This window comes from Brenneria goodwinii (assembly GCF_002291445.1).
GTDB classification, from domain to species: Bacteria; Pseudomonadota; Gammaproteobacteria; order Enterobacterales; family Enterobacteriaceae; genus Brenneria; species Brenneria goodwinii.
The window spans coordinates 3,270,802-3,288,282 of the sequence record NZ_CP014137.1 but is presented as its reverse complement, the minus strand read 5'-3'; the positions used below and the strand labels follow the sequence as shown (position 1 = coordinate 3,288,282).

Below are 17,481 nucleotides of genomic sequence, written 5' to 3'. Positions count from 1 at the left end.
CATACTAAAGCCTGTTTGCCATTTTTATCAGGGGTTATTCATGTCGTCGCCAATCAATATCATCGAAAAGAAACTTTTGTCCGATCGTTGGTTTATCCTGCATAAATATGTTTTTGATTTAAAAAGAAAGAACGGTGGGGTCGTGCGTCAGATCCGTGAGGTTTACGATCGAGGCGATGGCGCGACAATCCTGCTGTATAACCGGCGCAAGGGAACCGTTATCCTGACACGGCAATTCCGCATTCCTACCTACCTGAATGGCAACGAAAGCGGCATGTTGCTTGAGGCCTGCGCCGGCATGCTGGATAAGCATTCGCCGGAAATCTGCGCCCGTAACGAGGCGATAGAAGAGACCGGCTATGCGGTCGGTCAGGTAGAAAGGCTATTTGATGCCTATATGTCGCCCGGCGGGGTGACGGAGCGCGTGTATTTTTTCGCCGCTGAGTATGATGAGTCCGATCATGACAATTTGGGCGGCGGCGTCGAGGATGAAGACATCGAGGTGCTGGAGTTGCCCTTCACCCAGGCTATGGCAATGGTGAGCGACGGGCGCATTAAAGATGCGAAAACCATCATGCTGCTGCAGCATGCCTATATTCGGGGATGGTTTGCGTAACGGTTTCCTCCGCTCTGCAGCATGGCTTTTGCAGAGCGCGAAAAACAAGCGCGGAAAGTCCTCTTGCATGCATAGTGGGAGCGAAAAACTCACTATGCTGTCGTTCAGCCATCACAATCCGCTGGTAAATTAATTATAGTAACTATATTAAGAGAAATTAGATCTCGGTTTTTGCAGCCCTTCAAAGTTTAACAAACCACACACATTATACTGTCCTTCTGCCACTTCCCTCCCGCTCCATAACGAAAACAGATAAAGGATGTAACAATGGACGAACAACTGAAACAGAGCGCATTGGATTTCCATCAGTTCCCAGTTCCGGGGAAAATTCAGGTATCACCGACGAAACCGCTGGCGACCCAGCGCGATCTCGCCCTGGCGTACTCTCCCGGTGTCGCGGCCCCTTGTCTGGAGATCGCCGAAGATCCGCTGGCCGCCTACAAGTACACCGCGCGAGGCAATCTGGTGGCGGTGATCTCCAACGGAACGGCCGTGCTTGGGCTTGGCAACATCGGCGCGCTGGCGGGTAAACCTGTCATGGAAGGGAAAGGGGTCTTGTTTAAAAAATTCTCCGGTATTGATGTATTCGATATCGAAGTCGATGAACTGGATCCGGACAAATTGATCGATGTGGTTGCTGCGCTGGAACCGACGTTTGGCGGTATCAATCTGGAAGATATCAAAGCGCCGGAATGTTTCTACATCGAGAAGAAACTGCGCGAACGGATGAAGATCCCGGTATTCCACGACGATCAGCACGGTACGGCCATTATCTGTACCGCGGCGGTACTGAACGGGCTGCGAGTGGTGGAGAAAAAGATCGCTGACGTGCGCTTGGTGGTTTCCGGTGCCGGCGCGGCCTCCATCGCCTGCCTGAACCTGCTGGTGGCGCTGGGTATGAAACCCGAAAACATCGTGGTGTGCGACTCGCGCGGCGTGATTTACAAAGGGCGTGAAGAGAATATGGCGGAAACCAAAGCCGCTTACGCTATCGATGATAACGGTACGCGCAAGCTGGCGGATGTTATTCCCGATGCCGATATTTTCCTCGGTTGCTCCGGTCCCGGCGTATTGACGCAGGAGATGGTGAAAACCATGGCGCCGAATCCGCTGATCCTGGCGCTGGCGAATCCTGAACCGGAAATTCTGCCGCCGCTGGCTAAAGAAGTGCGTCCCGACGCCATTATCTGTACCGGCCGTTCCGACTACCCCAATCAAGTGAACAACGTACTGTGCTTCCCGTTTATCTTCCGCGGCGCGCTGGACGTCGGCGCCACCACCATCAATGAAGAGATGAAGTTGGCGTGCGTTCATGCCATCGCCAATCTGGCGCTGGCGGAGCAGAGTGAGGTAGTGGCTTCCGCCTATGGCGATCAGGATCTGTCGTTCGGGCCGGATTATTTGATTCCAAAACCGTTCGATCCGCGGCTGATTATCAAAATCGCTCCCGCGGTGGCGAAAGCGGCGATGGACTCCGGCGTGGCGACACGGCCGATCGAAGATTTCGATGTCTATATCGAGAAACTGACCCAGTTCGTTTATAAAACCAACCTGTTTATGAAGCCGGTGTTCTCTCAGGCGCGTAAGCAGCCCCGTCGCGTGGTGCTGGCCGAAGGGGAAGATCCCCGCGTGCTGCATGCGACCCAGGAGCTGGTGACGTTAGGGCTGGCTTTTCCGATATTGATCGGCCGCCCGAACGTTATCGAAATGCGTCTGCAAAAACTGGGCTTGCAATTGACCATCGGAAAAGACTTTGAGGTGGTCAACAACGAGTCTGACCCGCGCTTTAAAGAGTACTGGGGCGAGTATTTCGACATCATGAAGCGTCGCGGCGTATCGCAGGAAAAGGCCCAGCGCGAGGTGATCGGCAATCCGACGCTGATTGGTTCCATCATGGTGCTGCGCGGTGAGGCCGATGCCCTGATTTGCGGCACCATCGGAACTTATGAAGAGCACTTTGACGTAGTGGAGCGGGTTTTCGGCTACCGTGACGGCGTACATGTGGCCGGCGCCATGAATGCGCTGCTGCTGCCCAGCGGGAATACGTTCATCGCCGATACCTATGTCAACGCCGATCCCACGCCGGAGCAACTGGCTGAGATTGCCCTGATGGCGGCGAACACCGTGCGCCGTTTCGGTATTGAACCGAAAGTCGCCCTGTTGTCGCATTCGAGCTTCGGCACGTCGGATTCGCCGACCGCGCAGAAAATGCGCGCCGCGCTGGCGCTGATTAACAAACTGGCGCCGGAGTTGGAAGTGGATGGTGAAATGCACGGCGATGCCGCGCTGGTGGAAGCGATCCGCCGCGAGCAGATGCCGGACAGTCCGCTGAAAGGTTCGGCCAATATTCTGATCATGCCGAATATGGAAGCGGCGCGTATCAGCTATAACCTGCTGCGAGTTTCTTCCTCGGAAGGGGTCACCGTCGGGCCGGTACTGATGGGGATTGCCAAACCGGTGCATATCCTAACGCCAATCGCCTCGGTGCGTCGTATCGTTAATATGGTGGCGCTGGCCGTGGTTGAGGCGCAAACCCAGCCGCTGTAAAGGCGGGTTGGCAAACAATATTGTCACCTCCGTCATCCCCGCGCAGGCGGGGATCTGCCTTTAAGTACTCGTTGATATCAGGAAGATTCCTGCCTTCGCAGGAATGACGAATTTTGAAATGAGAGTAAGAATTTATACTTTGTCATCAAACTTAGCCTGCTGACGCAGGCTTTTCTTTTTTATATCCGATGGCGCTACATTGATTGCCGTAGCCACTTATCCAGTTCGCCGGCAAACTGTTGCCGGTCGCGCTGGCTCAACGTCGCCGGGCCGCCGGTCTGGATGCCGCTGGCGCGCATGGTATCCATAAAGTCGCGCATATTCAGTCGTTCGCGGATGGTATCCGGCGTATAGCGCTCGCCTCGCGGGTTAAGCGCCACCGCGCCTTTTTCAATCACTTCGGCGGCCAGCGGAATATCGCTGGTGACCACCAGATCGCCGCTTTCAACCCGGCGCACAATCTCGTTGTCCGCGACATCAAACCCGGCGGCAACGCGCAGGGTACGGATAAAGCGTGACGGCGGCACTTTTAATGACTGATTGGCCACCAGCGTGGTCAGGGTCGCCGTGCGCTCCGCCGCACGAAACAAAACTTCTTTAATGACGTTAGGACAGGCGTCGGCATCGACCCAAATCTGCATTACTTGATTACTCCTGTTGGGGTGACTCCGTGGCTGTCATCGTTCAGCCAGTCTCTGACGGGTAAAAAATCCCGGTACAGCGCGGCTTCCGGGCTGTCTGGCTCGGGTTGATACTGGTACTCCCAGCGGGCCAGCGGCGGCATCGACATTAAAATGGATTCGGTGCGCCCGCCGCTTTGCAGTCCGAACAGCGTACCGCGATCCCAGACCAGGTTAAATTCCACATAGCGGCCGCGGCGGTAAAGCTGAAATTCGCGCTCGCGCTCGCCCCACGGCAACGCCTTGCGTTTCTCGACGATCGGCAGATAGGCGGTCAGAAAACCTTCGCCAACCGCGCGGGTAAAATCAAAGCAGGTAGCAAAATCAGGCGTATTCAGATCGTCAAAAAACAACCCGCCGATGCCGCGCGCCTCGTTGCGATGTTTCAGGAAAAAATAGTCATCGCACCATTTTTTATACCGGGGATAAACGTCCGCGCCAAAAGGGCGGCACAGATCGCGCGCGGTGCGATGCCAGTGAATCGCGTCTTCTTTGAAGCCATAAAATGGCGTCAGATCAAAGCCGCCGCCGAACCACCATACCGCTTCCTCCCCCGGTTTTTCGGCAATGAAAAAGCGTACGTTGGCGTGGCTGGTGGGAACATAGGGGTTATGCGGATGAATAACCAGTGAGACGCCCATCGCCTGGTAGCTCCGTCCGGCCAGTTCTGGACGATGCGCGCTGGCGGATGGCGGCAATACGCCGCCGGTGACATGGGAAAAGTTGACGCCGGCACGTTCGAATACGCTGCCGCCGGACAAGACCCGGCTGCATCCTCCTCCGCCTTCCGCGCGCTGCCAGATATCTTCGGCAAAACCGGCGGCGCCATCTGCGGCGGCCAACTGTCGGCAGATATCATCCTGCAACGTTCTCAAAAAAGTTTTTACGGCACTGATGTGAGGCATACGCACGGGTTCCCTTTTTTCGCGTCTTAATAAGGCCGAACAGTATAATGATTATTGCCGATAATAAATAATATCCCCGTTCTCGCGCTTGTTTGTCCTATTTCCTCCGACTGGCTGCAATTTGATATTGCGTCTGACACAAATCACGCGATAATCAGAACTTACCTAATTGCAACGTGGTAAATGTGATGGAAATCCGCATATTTCGGCAAGATGATTTTGAAGAAGTGATCACGCTTTGGGAACGCTGCGATTTGCTGCGCCCGTGGAACGATCCTGAAATGGATATTGAGCGTAAGCTGAATCACGACCCCGATCTGTTTCTGGTCGCGGAGGTCAGCGGTGAAGTGGTGGGCTCCGTTATGGGGGGCTACGACGGCCACCGCGGCTCGGCTTATTATCTCGGCGTTCATCCGGATTTCCGTGGCAGGGGCATCGCCAATGCGTTGATCAGCCGCCTGGAGAAAAAACTCATCGCCCGTGGTTGCCCCAAAATTCATCTGATGGTGCGTGAAGATAACGACGCGGTAATCGGCATGTATGAAAAGCTGGACTATGAGATGGTTGACAGCGTCACGTTGGGAAAACGGCTGATTGAGGATCAGGAGTACTAGGCTGTGTTCCACAAGTATTTGCGGGACACCGCCTAGATAACCGCATATTCATCGTCCACGCTTTCCTCAGATTTCCTCCTCTTAAAGTAAAATGGGATGCGCCGCCGGTAGCGCGTCTCTTTTTATAACTAATTCATATCGTTACTTTCTGTTTTCGTGCTCGCTTATAAATTTTTTTTGATTTGATAATCATTTTTATTTGTAAAATAATTATCATTTATATTATTATTCGTAAATATTATTTACTCAGTATTTATCTTGTTACACGCCGTATGTAACAAGCAATTCTCTGTTAGCCGGAACCCTGTTAGCCGGAACAACCTAAGCATTTTTATCGCCTGGAAGATTGTAACAACGCTGTGACCCCAGGAAGTTGATGTTAAAGAGATGGAGTTGGCTAGTGCGTAGTGACAATCTTCAGGTATCGGAGACTAAAACCGCCTCCTTTACGCATCCATATCCGGCTACAGAACCGTTGGGGTCTCTGTCTACCTGGCGTTCCATGAAGTTTTTTACCTTATCGCTGCTTGCTCACGCGGTGTTGGCGATGCTATTTCTCTGGCGCTATTCCGCACCGGAGGAAAACGTGGAGAAAATGGCGGGTAGCGAAGGTGGAAGCATGCAAGTCATGATGGTGCCATCCGCTATCGCTTTGCCGGAGACGTCTGCCGAGCTTTCAGAACAACCCATCCCCGTCGTACAGACCAGCATACCCGAACCCTCAGTGACCTTACCCAGCCAGCCAACCGCTGTCATTAAACTGCCTGTCGCCGAACCTAAGCCTGTCACTGTCGCGGTCGAAAAAAAGCCGTTGGCGCGCGAGAAAAAACCGCCTGAAAAGACACGTCAGGAAACGCGCGTTTCCCAACAATCGCAGGTAAAACCGGTAGAAAAACAACCCCCTTCTCAAACTGCCGCGCGTGAGGTCAGCGATACCCCTTCGCTTAATTCGTCAGCGACTTCCTCTATGTCCTCTGGCGCTGTGACCGCGAAGACGGGAGAAAGTGACAGCGGCCAGGCGAAACAGGGCGCGGGCAGCGCGAATACCCAAAGGTTGAAGGCGCTGCATCGCCGCGTGAACTACCCCGCCCGGGCGAAATCCATGGGCGTTGAGGGCAAAGTTCGCGTCAAATTCGATATCACCGGCAGCGGTACGGTGACCAATATCCGGGTTCTGTCGGAAAACCCTGATGGTGTCTTTGGCGATGACGTGATGAAAGACATGGCGCGTTGGCGTTATCAAACGCAGATGTCTGTTGAAAATCAGGTCGTTTCCATTGTTTTCAAACTGGATGGTCGTATTCAGTTCGATAATTAGCATTAAACGCGTTAATTAAAACAATAAGTTTATTTTTCAAATAATAAAGTTCACTGGGGATTTTGAATAAATGGAAAAAAACGTCTATTTAGTGATGCTGTTGGCATTATTAACCGGGCCGGCGCTCGCACAGCAGAATGATACGTCAACCAATAACAATCAGCAGAAAACGGATGTTGAAACAGAGGATGATTCTCTGGATGACGCATCCGATGATGAGGGTGAAGACACAATTTTAGTCCGTTCCACGCCGACCAGTCAGTCGATGGGGACGCAGATCCTGAGCGCGGAGCAGATTAAAAAGTTGCCGACCGGCAATGGATCGATGACGGAATTGCTGAAAAACAATCCCAACGTGCAGTTTTCCAAAGTGGCGGAAAATAGCAATACGCCGGGGGAAATCGCACCGGAGAATGTCTCGTTTCACGGCGAGAAGTTTTACCAGAACAACTACATGATCGATGGTCTGTCGAACAATAATAATCTGAATCCCGGCGCCAGCGGCGGGAGTTATGAGGAGACGGGATTGCCTAAAAATCCCGATGGTTATAACCCGTGGGATTTACCGGCTGGCGGTGCGCAATCCTTTTGGATTAATTCCGAACTGATTGAGCAACTGGAGGTATTTGACAGTAATGTTTCTGCCAAATACGGCGATTTCACCGGCGGGGTGGTGGACGCCAAGCTGAAAGATCCGGATCTGAGTAAGGTATCGGGTAAAGTTTCCTATCGCACCACGCGCGATAGCTGGACGCGTTATCATGTTGACGTGGACAATCTGGAAAATTTTGAATCAGCAACCCAGCTTTATTACCAACCGCAGTTCAAGAAGCAGTTTTACACCGCCACCTTTAACCAACCGTTGAGCGATAAGGCGGGCTTTATTTTTGCCTATAACCGCCAGCAGTCAGATATCCCGTACTATCACACCTGGCTGGATCAGTGGACGGATCAGGAAAGAATTGCCGAAACCTACCTGTTGAAAGGCACTTACCTGACCGACAACGGCGATACCGTGCGCCTGACCGGCATGTACGCGCCGCATGAGTCCAAATATTACAAGCAAAATGTGAAAGACGGTTCCTATACCAATAACGGGGGCGGTTATCGCTTCAATATTGAATGGGAGCATAACGCCAACTGGGGGAAAATGACCAGTCTGGCGGGATATCAGCATGAGCAGAACAAGATCGAACATGAATCCAATGAGTTCATTAGCTGGGTTTACTACAGCCCGACACTCGGTTTTACTTCTGACTCGCTTGACTGGCAAACGACGGCTAACTCTTCCCAGATTGGCGGGTACGGCACCTATGCCACGGAAAAAAACACCACCACGCTGAAACAGGATTACGAACTGAATCCGCTGGCCCTATGGGGCACGCAGCATCAGCTGGACTTCGGCTGGCAGATGGATTTTTATAACGCGCAATATCGCCGCTTCAGCGATGTTTATGTCGGTCAGGTGTCCGCCAATGCAAGGTATGTCAACGCCGGTGTGGTTTGTCAGGCGGGTGATGCCATGTGTATTGATGGCGAACAGTTCGCTTACTTCCGCACGGTATATCCGTCTCGTTCTATTAAAGGCGATTATACCAACTATGCCGCATATCTTCAGGACAGCATCACGTTTGGACGTCTGGAGGTGACACCGGGCGTGCGCCTGTCTTATGACGATTATCTGGAAAATCTGAATATCGCGCCGCGTCTGGCCGCCTCTTATGATGTGTTTGGCGATCGTTCCACCCGCGTGTTCGGCGGCGCCAACCGCTATTACGCGCAGAATATGCTGGCTTATAAGTTGCGTTCCGGGATCAACGAACGCTATACCCAATCGCGCACCACAAGTGGTGATTGGAATGCGCCAGTTACGCCCAACGTGGCGACTTATGATGTTTCAGGTCTCAATACGCCGTTCAGCGATGAACTGAATCTGGGGCTGTCACAGCGTGTGATGGATACCATCTGGACGGTAAAATGGGTGCATCGTAAAGGCCGTGAGCAGTTCGGCCAGGAAAGTTATCGTGATGCCAATAATAAATGGCACTATTACCTGAGCAACAGCGCCAGCACCGAGGGCAATACCTTCTCTCTGACGGTTGAGCCGATCAGTCCGTATAAGTTCCAGTGGGTGGAAGTGAAGTGGGCGCTGGGCGCCAATATCATGAAGAACAAATCCAGTTCTCAGATGATTTATGACGACAAAAGTAATCAGGATGATGTCTGGGTCATCTTTAACGAAAAGCTGATGCAGAGACGCGATATGGATCCTCTGAACTTCAACACGCCGTGGAAGGCGTTCCTGAATGTGGATACCTATTTCCCCGCCGCGCGTCTGACCTGGGGGCAGCGGCTGAGTTACACCTCCGGCTATAAAGGATATCTCAACTCAGGCTATATCACTTGCCCTGGGGCCGATGCCTTGTGCGGTGATTATTCTGGTGAGGCCATCAGGCCGACCGTATATACCGGAGTGAAGTACAGCGATTTCTTCTCTTATGACTGGCGTTTCGCCTACTCGCAGCCGGTCTACAAGGATCAGACTCTGGATATCACGTTGGATGTGCTGAACGTGCTTGATAACGTAGTGGAAACCTCTCAGACCTTTGCAAATTCCAATACCAGTGTTATCTCCTACAAACCCGGCCGCCAGTTCTGGCTGGGCGTCGCCTACACCTGGTAACACCCGATACCCGCTACGCCGATTGTCCGGCGTAGCGGGATAAGGCTTTTCGGCATGCGCGGACAGCCTCAGCGTGAAAATAACAAAAATGAAAGGTCGTTATGAATTGGAAGACATTTTATCGGCTGGCGATAACCGTCAGTCTGTTAATCGCCAGCGCTATCAGCCAGGCTGAAGCAATAAAGAGTCCGCTGCCGGTAATAAAAGAAGGCGTATTGGCGAATGGATTTAACTACACCCTGGTGCCGCTGGAAGGGCAGAAAAAACGGGTAGATATCCGTCTGAGCGTCGAAGTGGGTTCGGTTGATGAGCAGGATAATGAGTCCGGCGTGGCGCATATGGTGGAACATATGGTTTTCCGCGCCAGCGAGGCTTTCCCGCAGGGCGTGAGCACCGCCCTGCTTCAGCAGGGGTGGGTGAGGGCGCAGCACTATAATGCCATGACCAACTACGAGCGGACGACGTACATGATGAGTCCGCCGGCGGGCGGTCGCGATCTCGCGTTCACGTTGCAGGCGCTGAACCAAATGGTCGGCCACGCCAGCCTGCTACCGCGCGATCTGGACGATGAGCGTAAAATCATTCTCGAAGAGTGGCGTGGCAAACTGGGCGTGGCGGAACGGATGAACCAGCAGCGTGTACAGGCTATTCGCCATGGCTCTCGTTACCCTTCCCGCCCGGTGATGGGCTCGGAACAATCGATTAAAGAAACGCCGGCCAGCGTGTTGCAAACGTTTTATCAACGCTGGTATCGCCCGGCGAATATGCGTCTGTTGCTGATTGGCGATGTGCGGATAGAAGAAGCGGAGCGCGAGATTAAGCGCGTTTTTTCGGCTTTGCCGAACGTTGCCGTCCCGCAGCGGGACTATTATGAACCGCGTTTACAACCACAGTTGAACGTGATGCGGTTGCAGGATAGCCAGAGCGGCAGCAGTCAGGTGTCGTTTGTCTATCGCTTTGAGGATAACGGCGCTAACGGCCGGTCAAACCTTCGTCATCGTCTGCTTAATCAGATTACCCTTTCTGCCTTGAGTCGCCAGGTGCGCCGCCAGAAAGCGGATCTGCCGCCGGAAGTCGGTAGTCTGGTGGTGCGTAAATCGGATATTGGCAAGACCACGGTGGCGCTGGGACTTTTCGCGGATGTCATGCCGGGAGGGCATGATGTCGCGCTGTCCGTGTTGTTGAAAGAGCTGGAAAGAGTAAAACGTTATCCGCTGCGCGAGCGCGACATTATTGATATCAAATCTGAGATACGTGAGGCCGCTCAGCAGATGGTTAACCAACCTGAGGCGCGCTATTTTGCCGATTGGGTGCAGCAACTGGCGACGGTCTGGCTGCAAGGACGCCAGTATGTCGGGAGCCGGCAGCGTGCTCAGGAAGCGATGGGTATTTTGGCCTCCATTACGCCGCAGGACGTCAATAAACACCTGCAAAACTGGTTGTCTGCAACCGATACGCTGGTCCAGTTCAGCGTGCCTGGCGTTACCCCTTTCACATTGCCTCAGCCCGATGCTATCCGCGCGCAGCAACAACAGTGGACGATGGCGGCGCTGGCGCCGCCGCGCGTTCCGGAGGCGAAAGTTATCCCTGAACTGCCTTTCGTCACGCAAAGTGGGAAACGTACGGCGGTAAAAATCTTTGCTGAACAAAACGTGACGCAGTGGCAGCTCAGTAACGGCGACCGCGTGGTATGGCTGCGTACGCCAGAGGCTGACAAAAAGATCTATCTGACCGCGATGAGTCAGGCGGGATACCTGGCCTGTTCGCTGAATCCATGGCAATCACAGTTGGCAAGCCAACTGGTTTCCCAGAGTGGCCCGGCTGACTGGCGTGCGGAAGATCTGAGAAACTGGAAACAGGAAAAATCACTGTCGCTGAGTATCAATCAGGACGCGGATCGGTTAACGATGAGCGGTCAGGCATCGGTCGAGCAGTTGGCCGATCTGCTGGGCTTCTATCGTGCGTTGAATGTTTCCCCGGGAATTGATCCTGATGTGATGAAAGAGAGCATGATGCGGCTGGTGCGCCAGCGGATAAACAGCGAACAATCGGTGATGGATATGCGTTCGCGCGAGATAGCCACGCTGCGTTTTGGTCATCCCGCCTGGCAGGAGCCGGAAATTGCGCAGTTAAAGCAGCTCACGGCCTCCACGCTGCTGGCGCAGTGGCATCAGGCTTCAGCCGCACCCGTAACTTATTATCTGCTGGCCGATATGGACGGCGAACAGCTGTTACCGCAGGTTGAACGTTATCTGGCGTCGATTCCGCGCCGTCCGATCGGAGAGATCCGATCTCATTTGGCACGGGAAGGCAGACACGAAGCCTCGTCAGCAATCAGCATTGAGCCCCGCGCCGATATTCGTACCTGGAGCTTCACTCCTTATACCTGGACGCCGCAAGCGGCGGTTCAGGTGAGTATCGCCCGTAATCTGGCGGATAAATATCTCAAAGCCAGCCTGCGTGACGATGCGCTCGGCATTTATCGCATGCGACTGGACAGCGGGCTGGAGGACACTCGGCAGCGCATTGAAACCGAAGTCAGTTTCACCAGCGCGCCTGAACGGGCGCAGGAACTGTGGCAACTGGCGGAGCGGGGGTTCGCGGAATTGCCGGCGAAGATTACCCGGCAGGATGTGGATGAGCAAAAGCAGCAGTTTATCCGCGCTGAACAAGGGCGCCGGCACGATCTTCCGACCATACAGCGCCGTCTGATCCTGAGCTATCGTCACTATGACGATCCCCGTTATTTGACCGATGCCGCCCAACTGGCGGACAGCATTACGCTGGAAGGCGTACGCGCCATGTCGGTACGGTTGTTCAACCCGCAGAATAGCGTTCTGTATATCTCATTGCCACGCGAGGCGCAGGAATGAAAAAGATTATGGCGCAGCTTGGCGATCTCTGCCGTTCTTTCTGGTGGGGCGCGGGAAGCTGGAAAGCATGGCTGTTACTGCTGGTGGCGGTATCGATGGGCGGGATGATCGTCTATCTCAATGTGCTCATTAATGAATGGAGCAAAGCGTTTTACGATGCGCTGGGGGCATTCAACAGCGGCCTGCTGTTTTCTCTGATGAAAGATTATGGCATTTACATCCTGATTTATATCGTAGTGTTCGTCCATCAGGAATGGTTCACCAAGCTGCTGATTATCCGCTGGCGCAGCGTATTAACCGCCGAGCTGGTCGATAGCTGGATGGCGAAACGGGCGTTCTATCGCATGTCGCTGAACGGCAAAATCGATAACCCGGACCAGCGTATCGCCGAGGATATCAATCTGTTCGTGGACAAGGTGGTCAGCCTATCGGTCTCATTTTTGATCGTGTCGGCGCAGCTTTTCTCTTTCCTGTTTATCCTGTGGGAACTCTCGGGCGTTCAGCGTTTTACCCTGTTCGGGCAGGAATGGGTGATCAAAGGGTATCTGGTCTGGGTGGTGCTGCTTTACACGCTGTTTGGCAGCGTGATGACCCATGTTATTGGTAAGAAACTGCACGGCATTAATTATGAAAAGCAGCGTGCCGAAGCGGATTTCCGCGCCGCGCTGCTGCGCAAGCATGATAACGCCGAACAAATCGCGCTGTATGGCGGCGAGCAACAGGAGAAAATGTACCTCAAACGCCATTTCTCCTTTATCGTGTCCAACTGGCGGCGCTTTATGAACGCCGAGCGTAATCTGGGGTTTTTCACGACCGGCTATATGCGCGTCAGCCAGATTGTACCGGTGTTCGCCGCGCTGCCGGCGTTTCTCAGTAAAACGGTGACGCTGGGCGGGTTGATGCAGATCCGCGGCGCGTTTAATCAGGTGCATATTGCGCTGAGCTGGTTTATCCGCATGTATCTTGAGATGGTGACGCTATCCGCCAGTATGGAGCGTCTCAGCCAGTTCAAACAGGAGATTCGGCGTTGTCAGTCCGAAGCAGGGGACGTCCCGGTCGGTGAACGGCTACAGGTGGACAAACTCTCTTTTGCGACCCCGCAGGGAACCCCGTTGCTGCAAAATGTGATGTTTAGCTGTGAAGCGGGGAGCTGGAGCAAACTTTCCGGGCATAGCGGATTAGGAAAATCGACGTTGCTGCGTACCCTGAACGGACTCTGGCCTTATTACGACGGTCAGTGGCAGGCGCTTGAAGGACGCAGTTTACTGTTGCCTCAGCAAAGCTATCTGGGCCATGGCTCGCTGGCGGAAATTCTGTGCTACCCGCAGCCCGCGTTGGCTGATAGCGAATATCTGAGTCAGGTACTGGATAAAGTCGGATTGAGCGTTTGGCGCGATAAGCTAAACGAGCAACGGAACTGGGATCGGATTTTTTCCGGCGGCGAGCGGCAGCGGCTGGCGTTCGCCCGCGCGCTGATCGCCAAACCGGACACGCTGTATCTGGATGAGGCCACCAGCAACCTTGACCATGCGTCGGCGAGGAAGCTGCTGTTGCTGATCAAACAGGAATTGCCGATGTGTACGGTGGTGGCGATCGCGCATCAGAATGAGCTGGACGATCTATTCCCTCATCATTATGACCTGACGGCGTTTCAACACGCCTGATCGCGTTCATTTTGTCCGCCGGTTTCCCTGATAGCCGGGAAACCGGCGGACGAGTGGGTTTCTCGTCGCATTGTCCCTATAATCCTAACCAGGATTATCCTGTTTTTTACGGCACTTTCCGTCAACTCTATACTCAAACTCGAATCGGGTGATGACGGCCAATTGTTGGGCTGTTAAATATTGAGGAGTAAATGTAATGAGATTTCGCCCACTATTACTGGGTTTACCGCTGGTATTGAGCGGGTGCGGCACCCTGTCCAACTTTTCCTGGTCCAGCCTGTCGCCGTTTAACTGGTTCGGCGGTTCGCTTCAGGTAACGGATACCGGCGTCGGCGCGATTAATGCCGGTACGCCGTTATCTGAATCCGTTTTGCGTCAGGCGTTGGATAATAACTATCGCCTGCGTAGCGGCATGGGATCGAACAACGGTCAACTGGTCGCCTTCTATCAGGCTCTGGATGGTAATGACGTTAAGCTGGTTATCAGCGGCGAGCCAAAAAGCCATGTGCGGAAAATTGAAGTGATGGATGCGGCAATTGATAGCGAATGGGGCGTAAAGATCGGCGATACGTTCGGCTCGGCTTACAGTAAGGCATTTGGCGCCTGCCAGCCGGGACAAGGGGATGATGCGCAAAGCGTTGAGTGCGTGGCGCCGCAGAGCAAACACGTCAGCTACCTGTTCTCCGGCGAGTGGAGCGGGCCGGAAGGGTTGATCCCGCCGGACGATATTCTCAAAGGCTGGCGGGTCAGCAAGATCGTCTGGCATGCCCAGGCGCGCGATTAATTGGGCGGTCTGGCTCTTTATTTTGCAGGCAGGAAAGGATTCAGTCATGGGGCGGATAAACGCGACGTCGGTTTTTTATTTCTGGGGGATGATGGATCTCTTTTATGTCGCGCGTTACCTATGGCTGAGTTTTTCGCATAACCGCATACCAATCTACGATGAGATCCTTACCTTTTGGCAACTACGCCCTTTTCATGGCGATTACGTTGATATTCTTTTTGCTCTGTCGCTGGGTTTACTGCTTTCCATCCCGGTATCCGCCGTGCTTTTTTTATGGACTGCCATCCATGGCGCCACCTTCCAGCCGTCGCCAGCGCCGTTTAACATTTCTCCCGAAAATTTTTTACGCCAGCGCCGGTTTGCCGTCACGCTGGCGTACCTCCAGACGCCAATTCGATTATTAACGGCGGCGCCTTCTCTGTCGTTTATTCCCTGGCTGGTCGGCGTCATCGGTTTTCACCACGCGCTGTTGAACCTCGGACTGCTGTTATTTTCTGAAATAGCCAAGGTGCTGACTTTGCGTCTTACCCGCGTCAAGCGGCGGGAAAACCCTGTTTCATAACAAATCTGCATTTTCCTTCTTATTGAGATTCAAATATTTTCTGATACCTATAGGGAAGAAACCCGGCGTTCATGGTGATTTTGCGTTTAAGCAAAGTAAAAACCTTATTTCTTCCGGTATGATAGGCGGCTGCGTATTTTGACGCGCTGACAACAATAAAAGAAGCATGCTTAGATTGAGGGAGCAGAGATGACACAAATTCAGAGCGGTATTTTGCTGGAACACCGCCATTTTGCCATTTATATGGAAGCCATGATCCAGGGGGAATTTGATGCCATTCGTCAGGGGTGTAAAAAGTTTTGCCAGGTATTGTCCGAGCTGCAACAGCAGTTTCCCGACGCCGGCCTGGGCGCGGTGCTCGCCTTTGGCTGTGATGTGTGGCGCGATCTGGATTGCCAACACTCCGCGCAGGAACTGAAGCCTTTTACGCCGTTAGGCAAGGGACTGGCGCCGGCGACCCAACGCGACCTGCTGATTCATATTCATTCATTACGCCATGACGTGAATTTTAGTCTGGCGCAGGCGGCGCTGGCCGCTTTTGGCGGCGCTATTCATGTGGAAGAAGAAATACATGGTTTCCGCTGGGTGGAAGAGCGCGATTTGAGCGGTTTTGTCGATGGCACGGAAAACCCGCAGGGCGATGCCCGCTACGATGTGGCGATCATTCCGGACGGTCAGCCGGACGCCGGCGGCAGCTATGTCCTTACCCAGCGTTGGGAACATAATCTGAAACAGTGGCAACGCTTCAGCGTTGATCAGCAGGAACAGATGATTGGCCGTACCAAGCCGGATAGCGAAGAGCTTCCGCCTGAACAGCGTCCTGTTACGTCACACGTCAGCCGCGTTGATTTAAAGGAAGACGGCAAAGGGCTGAAGATTGTGCGTCAAAGCCTGCCTTATGGTACGGCGAGCGGTAAGCATGGGCTTTATTTCATCGCCTATTGCGCCCGGCTGCGCAATATCGAACAGCAGTTGCTGAGTATGTTTGGCGATCTGGATGGCAAACGCGACGATATGCTGCGCTTTACCCGAGCGGTGAGCGGCAGCTATTTCTTTGCCCCTTCCCTGGATCGCCTGCTGTCGCTGTAATCACTCCGTTTTCGCCGCCGCTCCGTCATGGTCATTGCCGTGGCGCGGCGGCTTAGCTAGCGATGCCTTCCTCTCTTGCCGCCGTGCCGATCAGTCAGAAATAGTCCAAATGATGAATAACGGAGTATGATAAGCAGGCATTCAGGGGGCGATAACCATCTGATAAGTGTCGAACATGATATTTACGGGGACAGGTTTTTGACAACACTTGAGCATTGCATTGGTAATACCCCGCTGGTGAAATTACAGCGTTTGACGCAAGGGATGAACAGCGAGGTCTGGCTGAAGCTTGAGGGAAACAACCCGGCGGGATCGGTAAAAGATCGCGCCGCGTTATCCATGGTTCAGCAGGCGGAAAAGCGTGGCGATATCGCGCCGGGCGACAGATTGATTGAAGCGACCAGCGGCAATACCGGTATTGCGCTGGCGATGATCGCGGCGGTTAAAGGCTACCGTTTGCGTCTGTTGATGCCGGAGAATATGAGCCACGAGCGACAGGCGGCGATGCGCGCTTATGGCGCCGAGTTGATTTTGGTCAGTCAGCACCTGGGAATGGAAGGCGCGCGTGATTTAGCCCGGCAGATGGCGCTCTCTGGCGAGGGGAAAGTCCTTGATCAGTTCAATAACCCCGACAACGCGCTCGCCCATTTTTTGACCACCGGCCCGGAAATCTGGCGACAAACCGCGGGTAAATTAACCCATTTTGTCTCCAGTATGGGAACCACCGGCACCATCTCCGGCGTTAGTCGCTATCTGAAAGCGCAGCGCAGCGGGATCGTCACCGTGGGGTTGCAGCCTGAAGAGGGCAGCCATATTCCCGGTATCCGGCGTTGGTCTCCGGATTATATGCCGAGCATATTCAACGCCGAGCTTGTCGATTGTATTCTGGATATTTCCCAGCGCGATGCGGAAAACACGCTGCGTCAGTTGGCTCAGCGGGAAGGCATTTTCTGCGGCGTCAGCTCCGGCGGCGCGGTGTTCGCCGCGTTGCGTATCGCGGTGGAAAACCCCGGCAGCGTTATTGTGGCGATAGCCTGCGACCGTGGCGATCGTTATTTATCGACCGGCGTGTTCAATCGATACTGAAAGCACAACAAGGATGGAGTCATGTCGTATACAGTGGCAACTCAGAGAAGAGTGAGTGGG

13 protein-coding genes are annotated in these 17,481 nt (G+C 53.7%); 11 read left to right on the top strand and 2 right to left on the bottom strand.

Translation table 11 applies throughout. The annotated features are described in order from the left end of the window. The first annotated feature begins 40 nt into the window (after positions 1 to 40). Both nudK and maeB read left to right on the top strand, forming a co-directional pair. Positions 41 to 616 carry a GDP-mannose pyrophosphatase NudK gene (gene nudK / locus ACN28R_RS14580; protein ID WP_048636085.1) on the top strand — a complete coding sequence of 192 codons (576 nt, stop codon included), beginning with the start codon at positions 41 to 43 and terminating at the stop codon, positions 614 to 616. A 267-nt stretch (positions 617 to 883) separates the two neighbouring features. Next, positions 884 to 3,163 (top strand): NADP-dependent oxaloacetate-decarboxylating malate dehydrogenase, encoded by a 2,280-nt coding sequence (gene maeB / locus ACN28R_RS14575; protein ID WP_048636084.1) that lies wholly within the window; start codon positions 884 to 886, stop codon positions 3,161 to 3,163. Between the two features lie 194 nt (positions 3,164 to 3,357). Here the strand turns inward: maeB and ACN28R_RS14570 are convergent, their stop codons facing one another. Together ACN28R_RS14570 and hemF are read right to left on the bottom strand one after the other, a co-directional pair. Next, positions 3,358 to 3,804, bottom strand: a complete 447-nt coding sequence (locus ACN28R_RS14570) for a YaiI/YqxD family protein (protein ID WP_048636083.1) — start codon at positions 3,802 to 3,804, stop codon at positions 3,358 to 3,360. After that, entirely contained in the window at positions 3,804 to 4,748 is a 945-nt protein-coding gene (gene hemF / locus ACN28R_RS14565; protein WP_095834778.1) for an oxygen-dependent coproporphyrinogen oxidase, read from the bottom strand. Before hemF ends, ACN28R_RS14570 begins: the two co-directional genes overlap by 1 nt. A 188-nt stretch (positions 4,749 to 4,936) precedes the next feature. Here hemF and ACN28R_RS14560 point away from each other — a divergent pair, with 188 nt between their 5' ends. The 9 genes from ACN28R_RS14560 (at position 4,937) to cysM (ending at position 17,421) form a co-directional block, all read left to right on the top strand. Continuing rightward, on the top strand, positions 4,937 to 5,362 hold the full coding sequence (locus ACN28R_RS14560) for a GNAT family acetyltransferase (RefSeq protein ID WP_095834777.1): 426 nt from the start codon (positions 4,937 to 4,939) through the stop codon (positions 5,360 to 5,362). Positions 5,363 to 5,738: 376 nt separating this feature from the next. Further along, positions 5,739 to 6,680, top strand: coding sequence for a TonB family protein (locus ACN28R_RS14555; protein ID WP_236840142.1), 942 nt, complete (start codon positions 5,739 to 5,741; stop codon positions 6,678 to 6,680). 70 nt (positions 6,681 to 6,750) lie between these two features. Then, positions 6,751 to 9,363: a TonB-dependent receptor plug domain-containing protein gene (locus ACN28R_RS14550; protein ID WP_095834775.1), complete on the top strand. Its 2,613-nt coding sequence runs from the start codon at positions 6,751 to 6,753 to the stop codon at positions 9,361 to 9,363. Positions 9,364 to 9,464: 101 nt separating this feature from the next. Continuing rightward, entirely contained in the window at positions 9,465 to 12,236 is a 2,772-nt protein-coding gene (locus ACN28R_RS14545) for a M16 family metallopeptidase (RefSeq protein ID WP_095834774.1), read from the top strand. Then, the gene (locus ACN28R_RS14540; protein ID WP_048636077.1) at positions 12,233 to 13,900 is read left to right on the top strand and encodes an ABC transporter ATP-binding protein/permease; all 1,668 of its coding nucleotides are present in this window, start codon (positions 12,233 to 12,235) and stop codon (positions 13,898 to 13,900) included. Before ACN28R_RS14545 ends, ACN28R_RS14540 begins: the two co-directional genes overlap by 4 nt. Before the next feature lie 196 nt (positions 13,901 to 14,096). After that, entirely contained in the window at positions 14,097 to 14,684 is a 588-nt protein-coding gene (locus ACN28R_RS14535; protein WP_048636076.1) for an RpoE-regulated lipoprotein, read from the top strand. 46 nt (positions 14,685 to 14,730) lie between these two features. Continuing rightward, positions 14,731 to 15,246: a hypothetical protein gene (locus ACN28R_RS14530; protein ID WP_048636075.1), complete on the top strand. Its 516-nt coding sequence runs from the start codon at positions 14,731 to 14,733 to the stop codon at positions 15,244 to 15,246. A gap of 189 nt (positions 15,247 to 15,435) precedes the next feature. Beyond that, positions 15,436 to 16,335 (top strand): Dyp-type peroxidase, encoded by a 900-nt coding sequence (locus ACN28R_RS14525; RefSeq protein WP_048636074.1) that lies wholly within the window; start codon positions 15,436 to 15,438, stop codon positions 16,333 to 16,335. Positions 16,336 to 16,533: 198 nt separating this feature from the next. Continuing rightward, positions 16,534 to 17,421 carry a cysteine synthase CysM gene (cysM, locus tag ACN28R_RS14520; RefSeq protein WP_048639646.1) on the top strand — a complete coding sequence of 296 codons (888 nt, stop codon included), beginning with the start codon at positions 16,534 to 16,536 and terminating at the stop codon, positions 17,419 to 17,421. Positions 17,422 to 17,481: the final 60 nt, after the last annotated feature.

Excerpts from the sequence above, each read along its gene's own strand:
- ACN28R_RS14535 (WP_048636076.1), top strand. The coding sequence starts at position 14,097 with ATGAGATTTCGCCCACTATTACTGGGTTTACCGCTGGTATTGAGCGGG.
- ACN28R_RS14530 (WP_048636075.1), top strand. The coding sequence starts at position 14,731 with ATGGGGCGGATAAACGCGACGTCGGTTTTTTATTTCTGGGGGATGATG.
- ACN28R_RS14555 (WP_236840142.1), top strand. The coding sequence starts at position 5,739 with ATGTTAAAGAGATGGAGTTGGCTAGTGCGTAGTGACAATCTTCAGGTA.
- ACN28R_RS14560 (WP_095834777.1), top strand. The coding sequence starts at position 4,937 with ATGGAAATCCGCATATTTCGGCAAGATGATTTTGAAGAAGTGATCACG.
- ACN28R_RS14540 (WP_048636077.1), top strand. The coding sequence starts at position 12,233 with ATGAAAAAGATTATGGCGCAGCTTGGCGATCTCTGCCGTTCTTTCTGG.
- ACN28R_RS14545 (WP_095834774.1), top strand. The coding sequence starts at position 9,465 with ATGAATTGGAAGACATTTTATCGGCTGGCGATAACCGTCAGTCTGTTA.
- ACN28R_RS14550 (WP_095834775.1), top strand. The coding sequence starts at position 6,751 with ATGGAAAAAAACGTCTATTTAGTGATGCTGTTGGCATTATTAACCGGG.
- nudK (WP_048636085.1), top strand. The coding sequence starts at position 41 with ATGTCGTCGCCAATCAATATCATCGAAAAGAAACTTTTGTCCGATCGT.
- hemF (WP_095834778.1), bottom strand. The coding sequence starts at position 4,748 with ATGCCTCACATCAGTGCCGTAAAAACTTTTTTGAGAACGTTGCAGGAT.
- ACN28R_RS14570 (WP_048636083.1), bottom strand. The coding sequence starts at position 3,804 with ATGCAGATTTGGGTCGATGCCGACGCCTGTCCTAACGTCATTAAAGAA.
- maeB (WP_048636084.1), top strand. The coding sequence starts at position 884 with ATGGACGAACAACTGAAACAGAGCGCATTGGATTTCCATCAGTTCCCA.
- ACN28R_RS14525 (WP_048636074.1), top strand. The coding sequence starts at position 15,436 with ATGACACAAATTCAGAGCGGTATTTTGCTGGAACACCGCCATTTTGCC.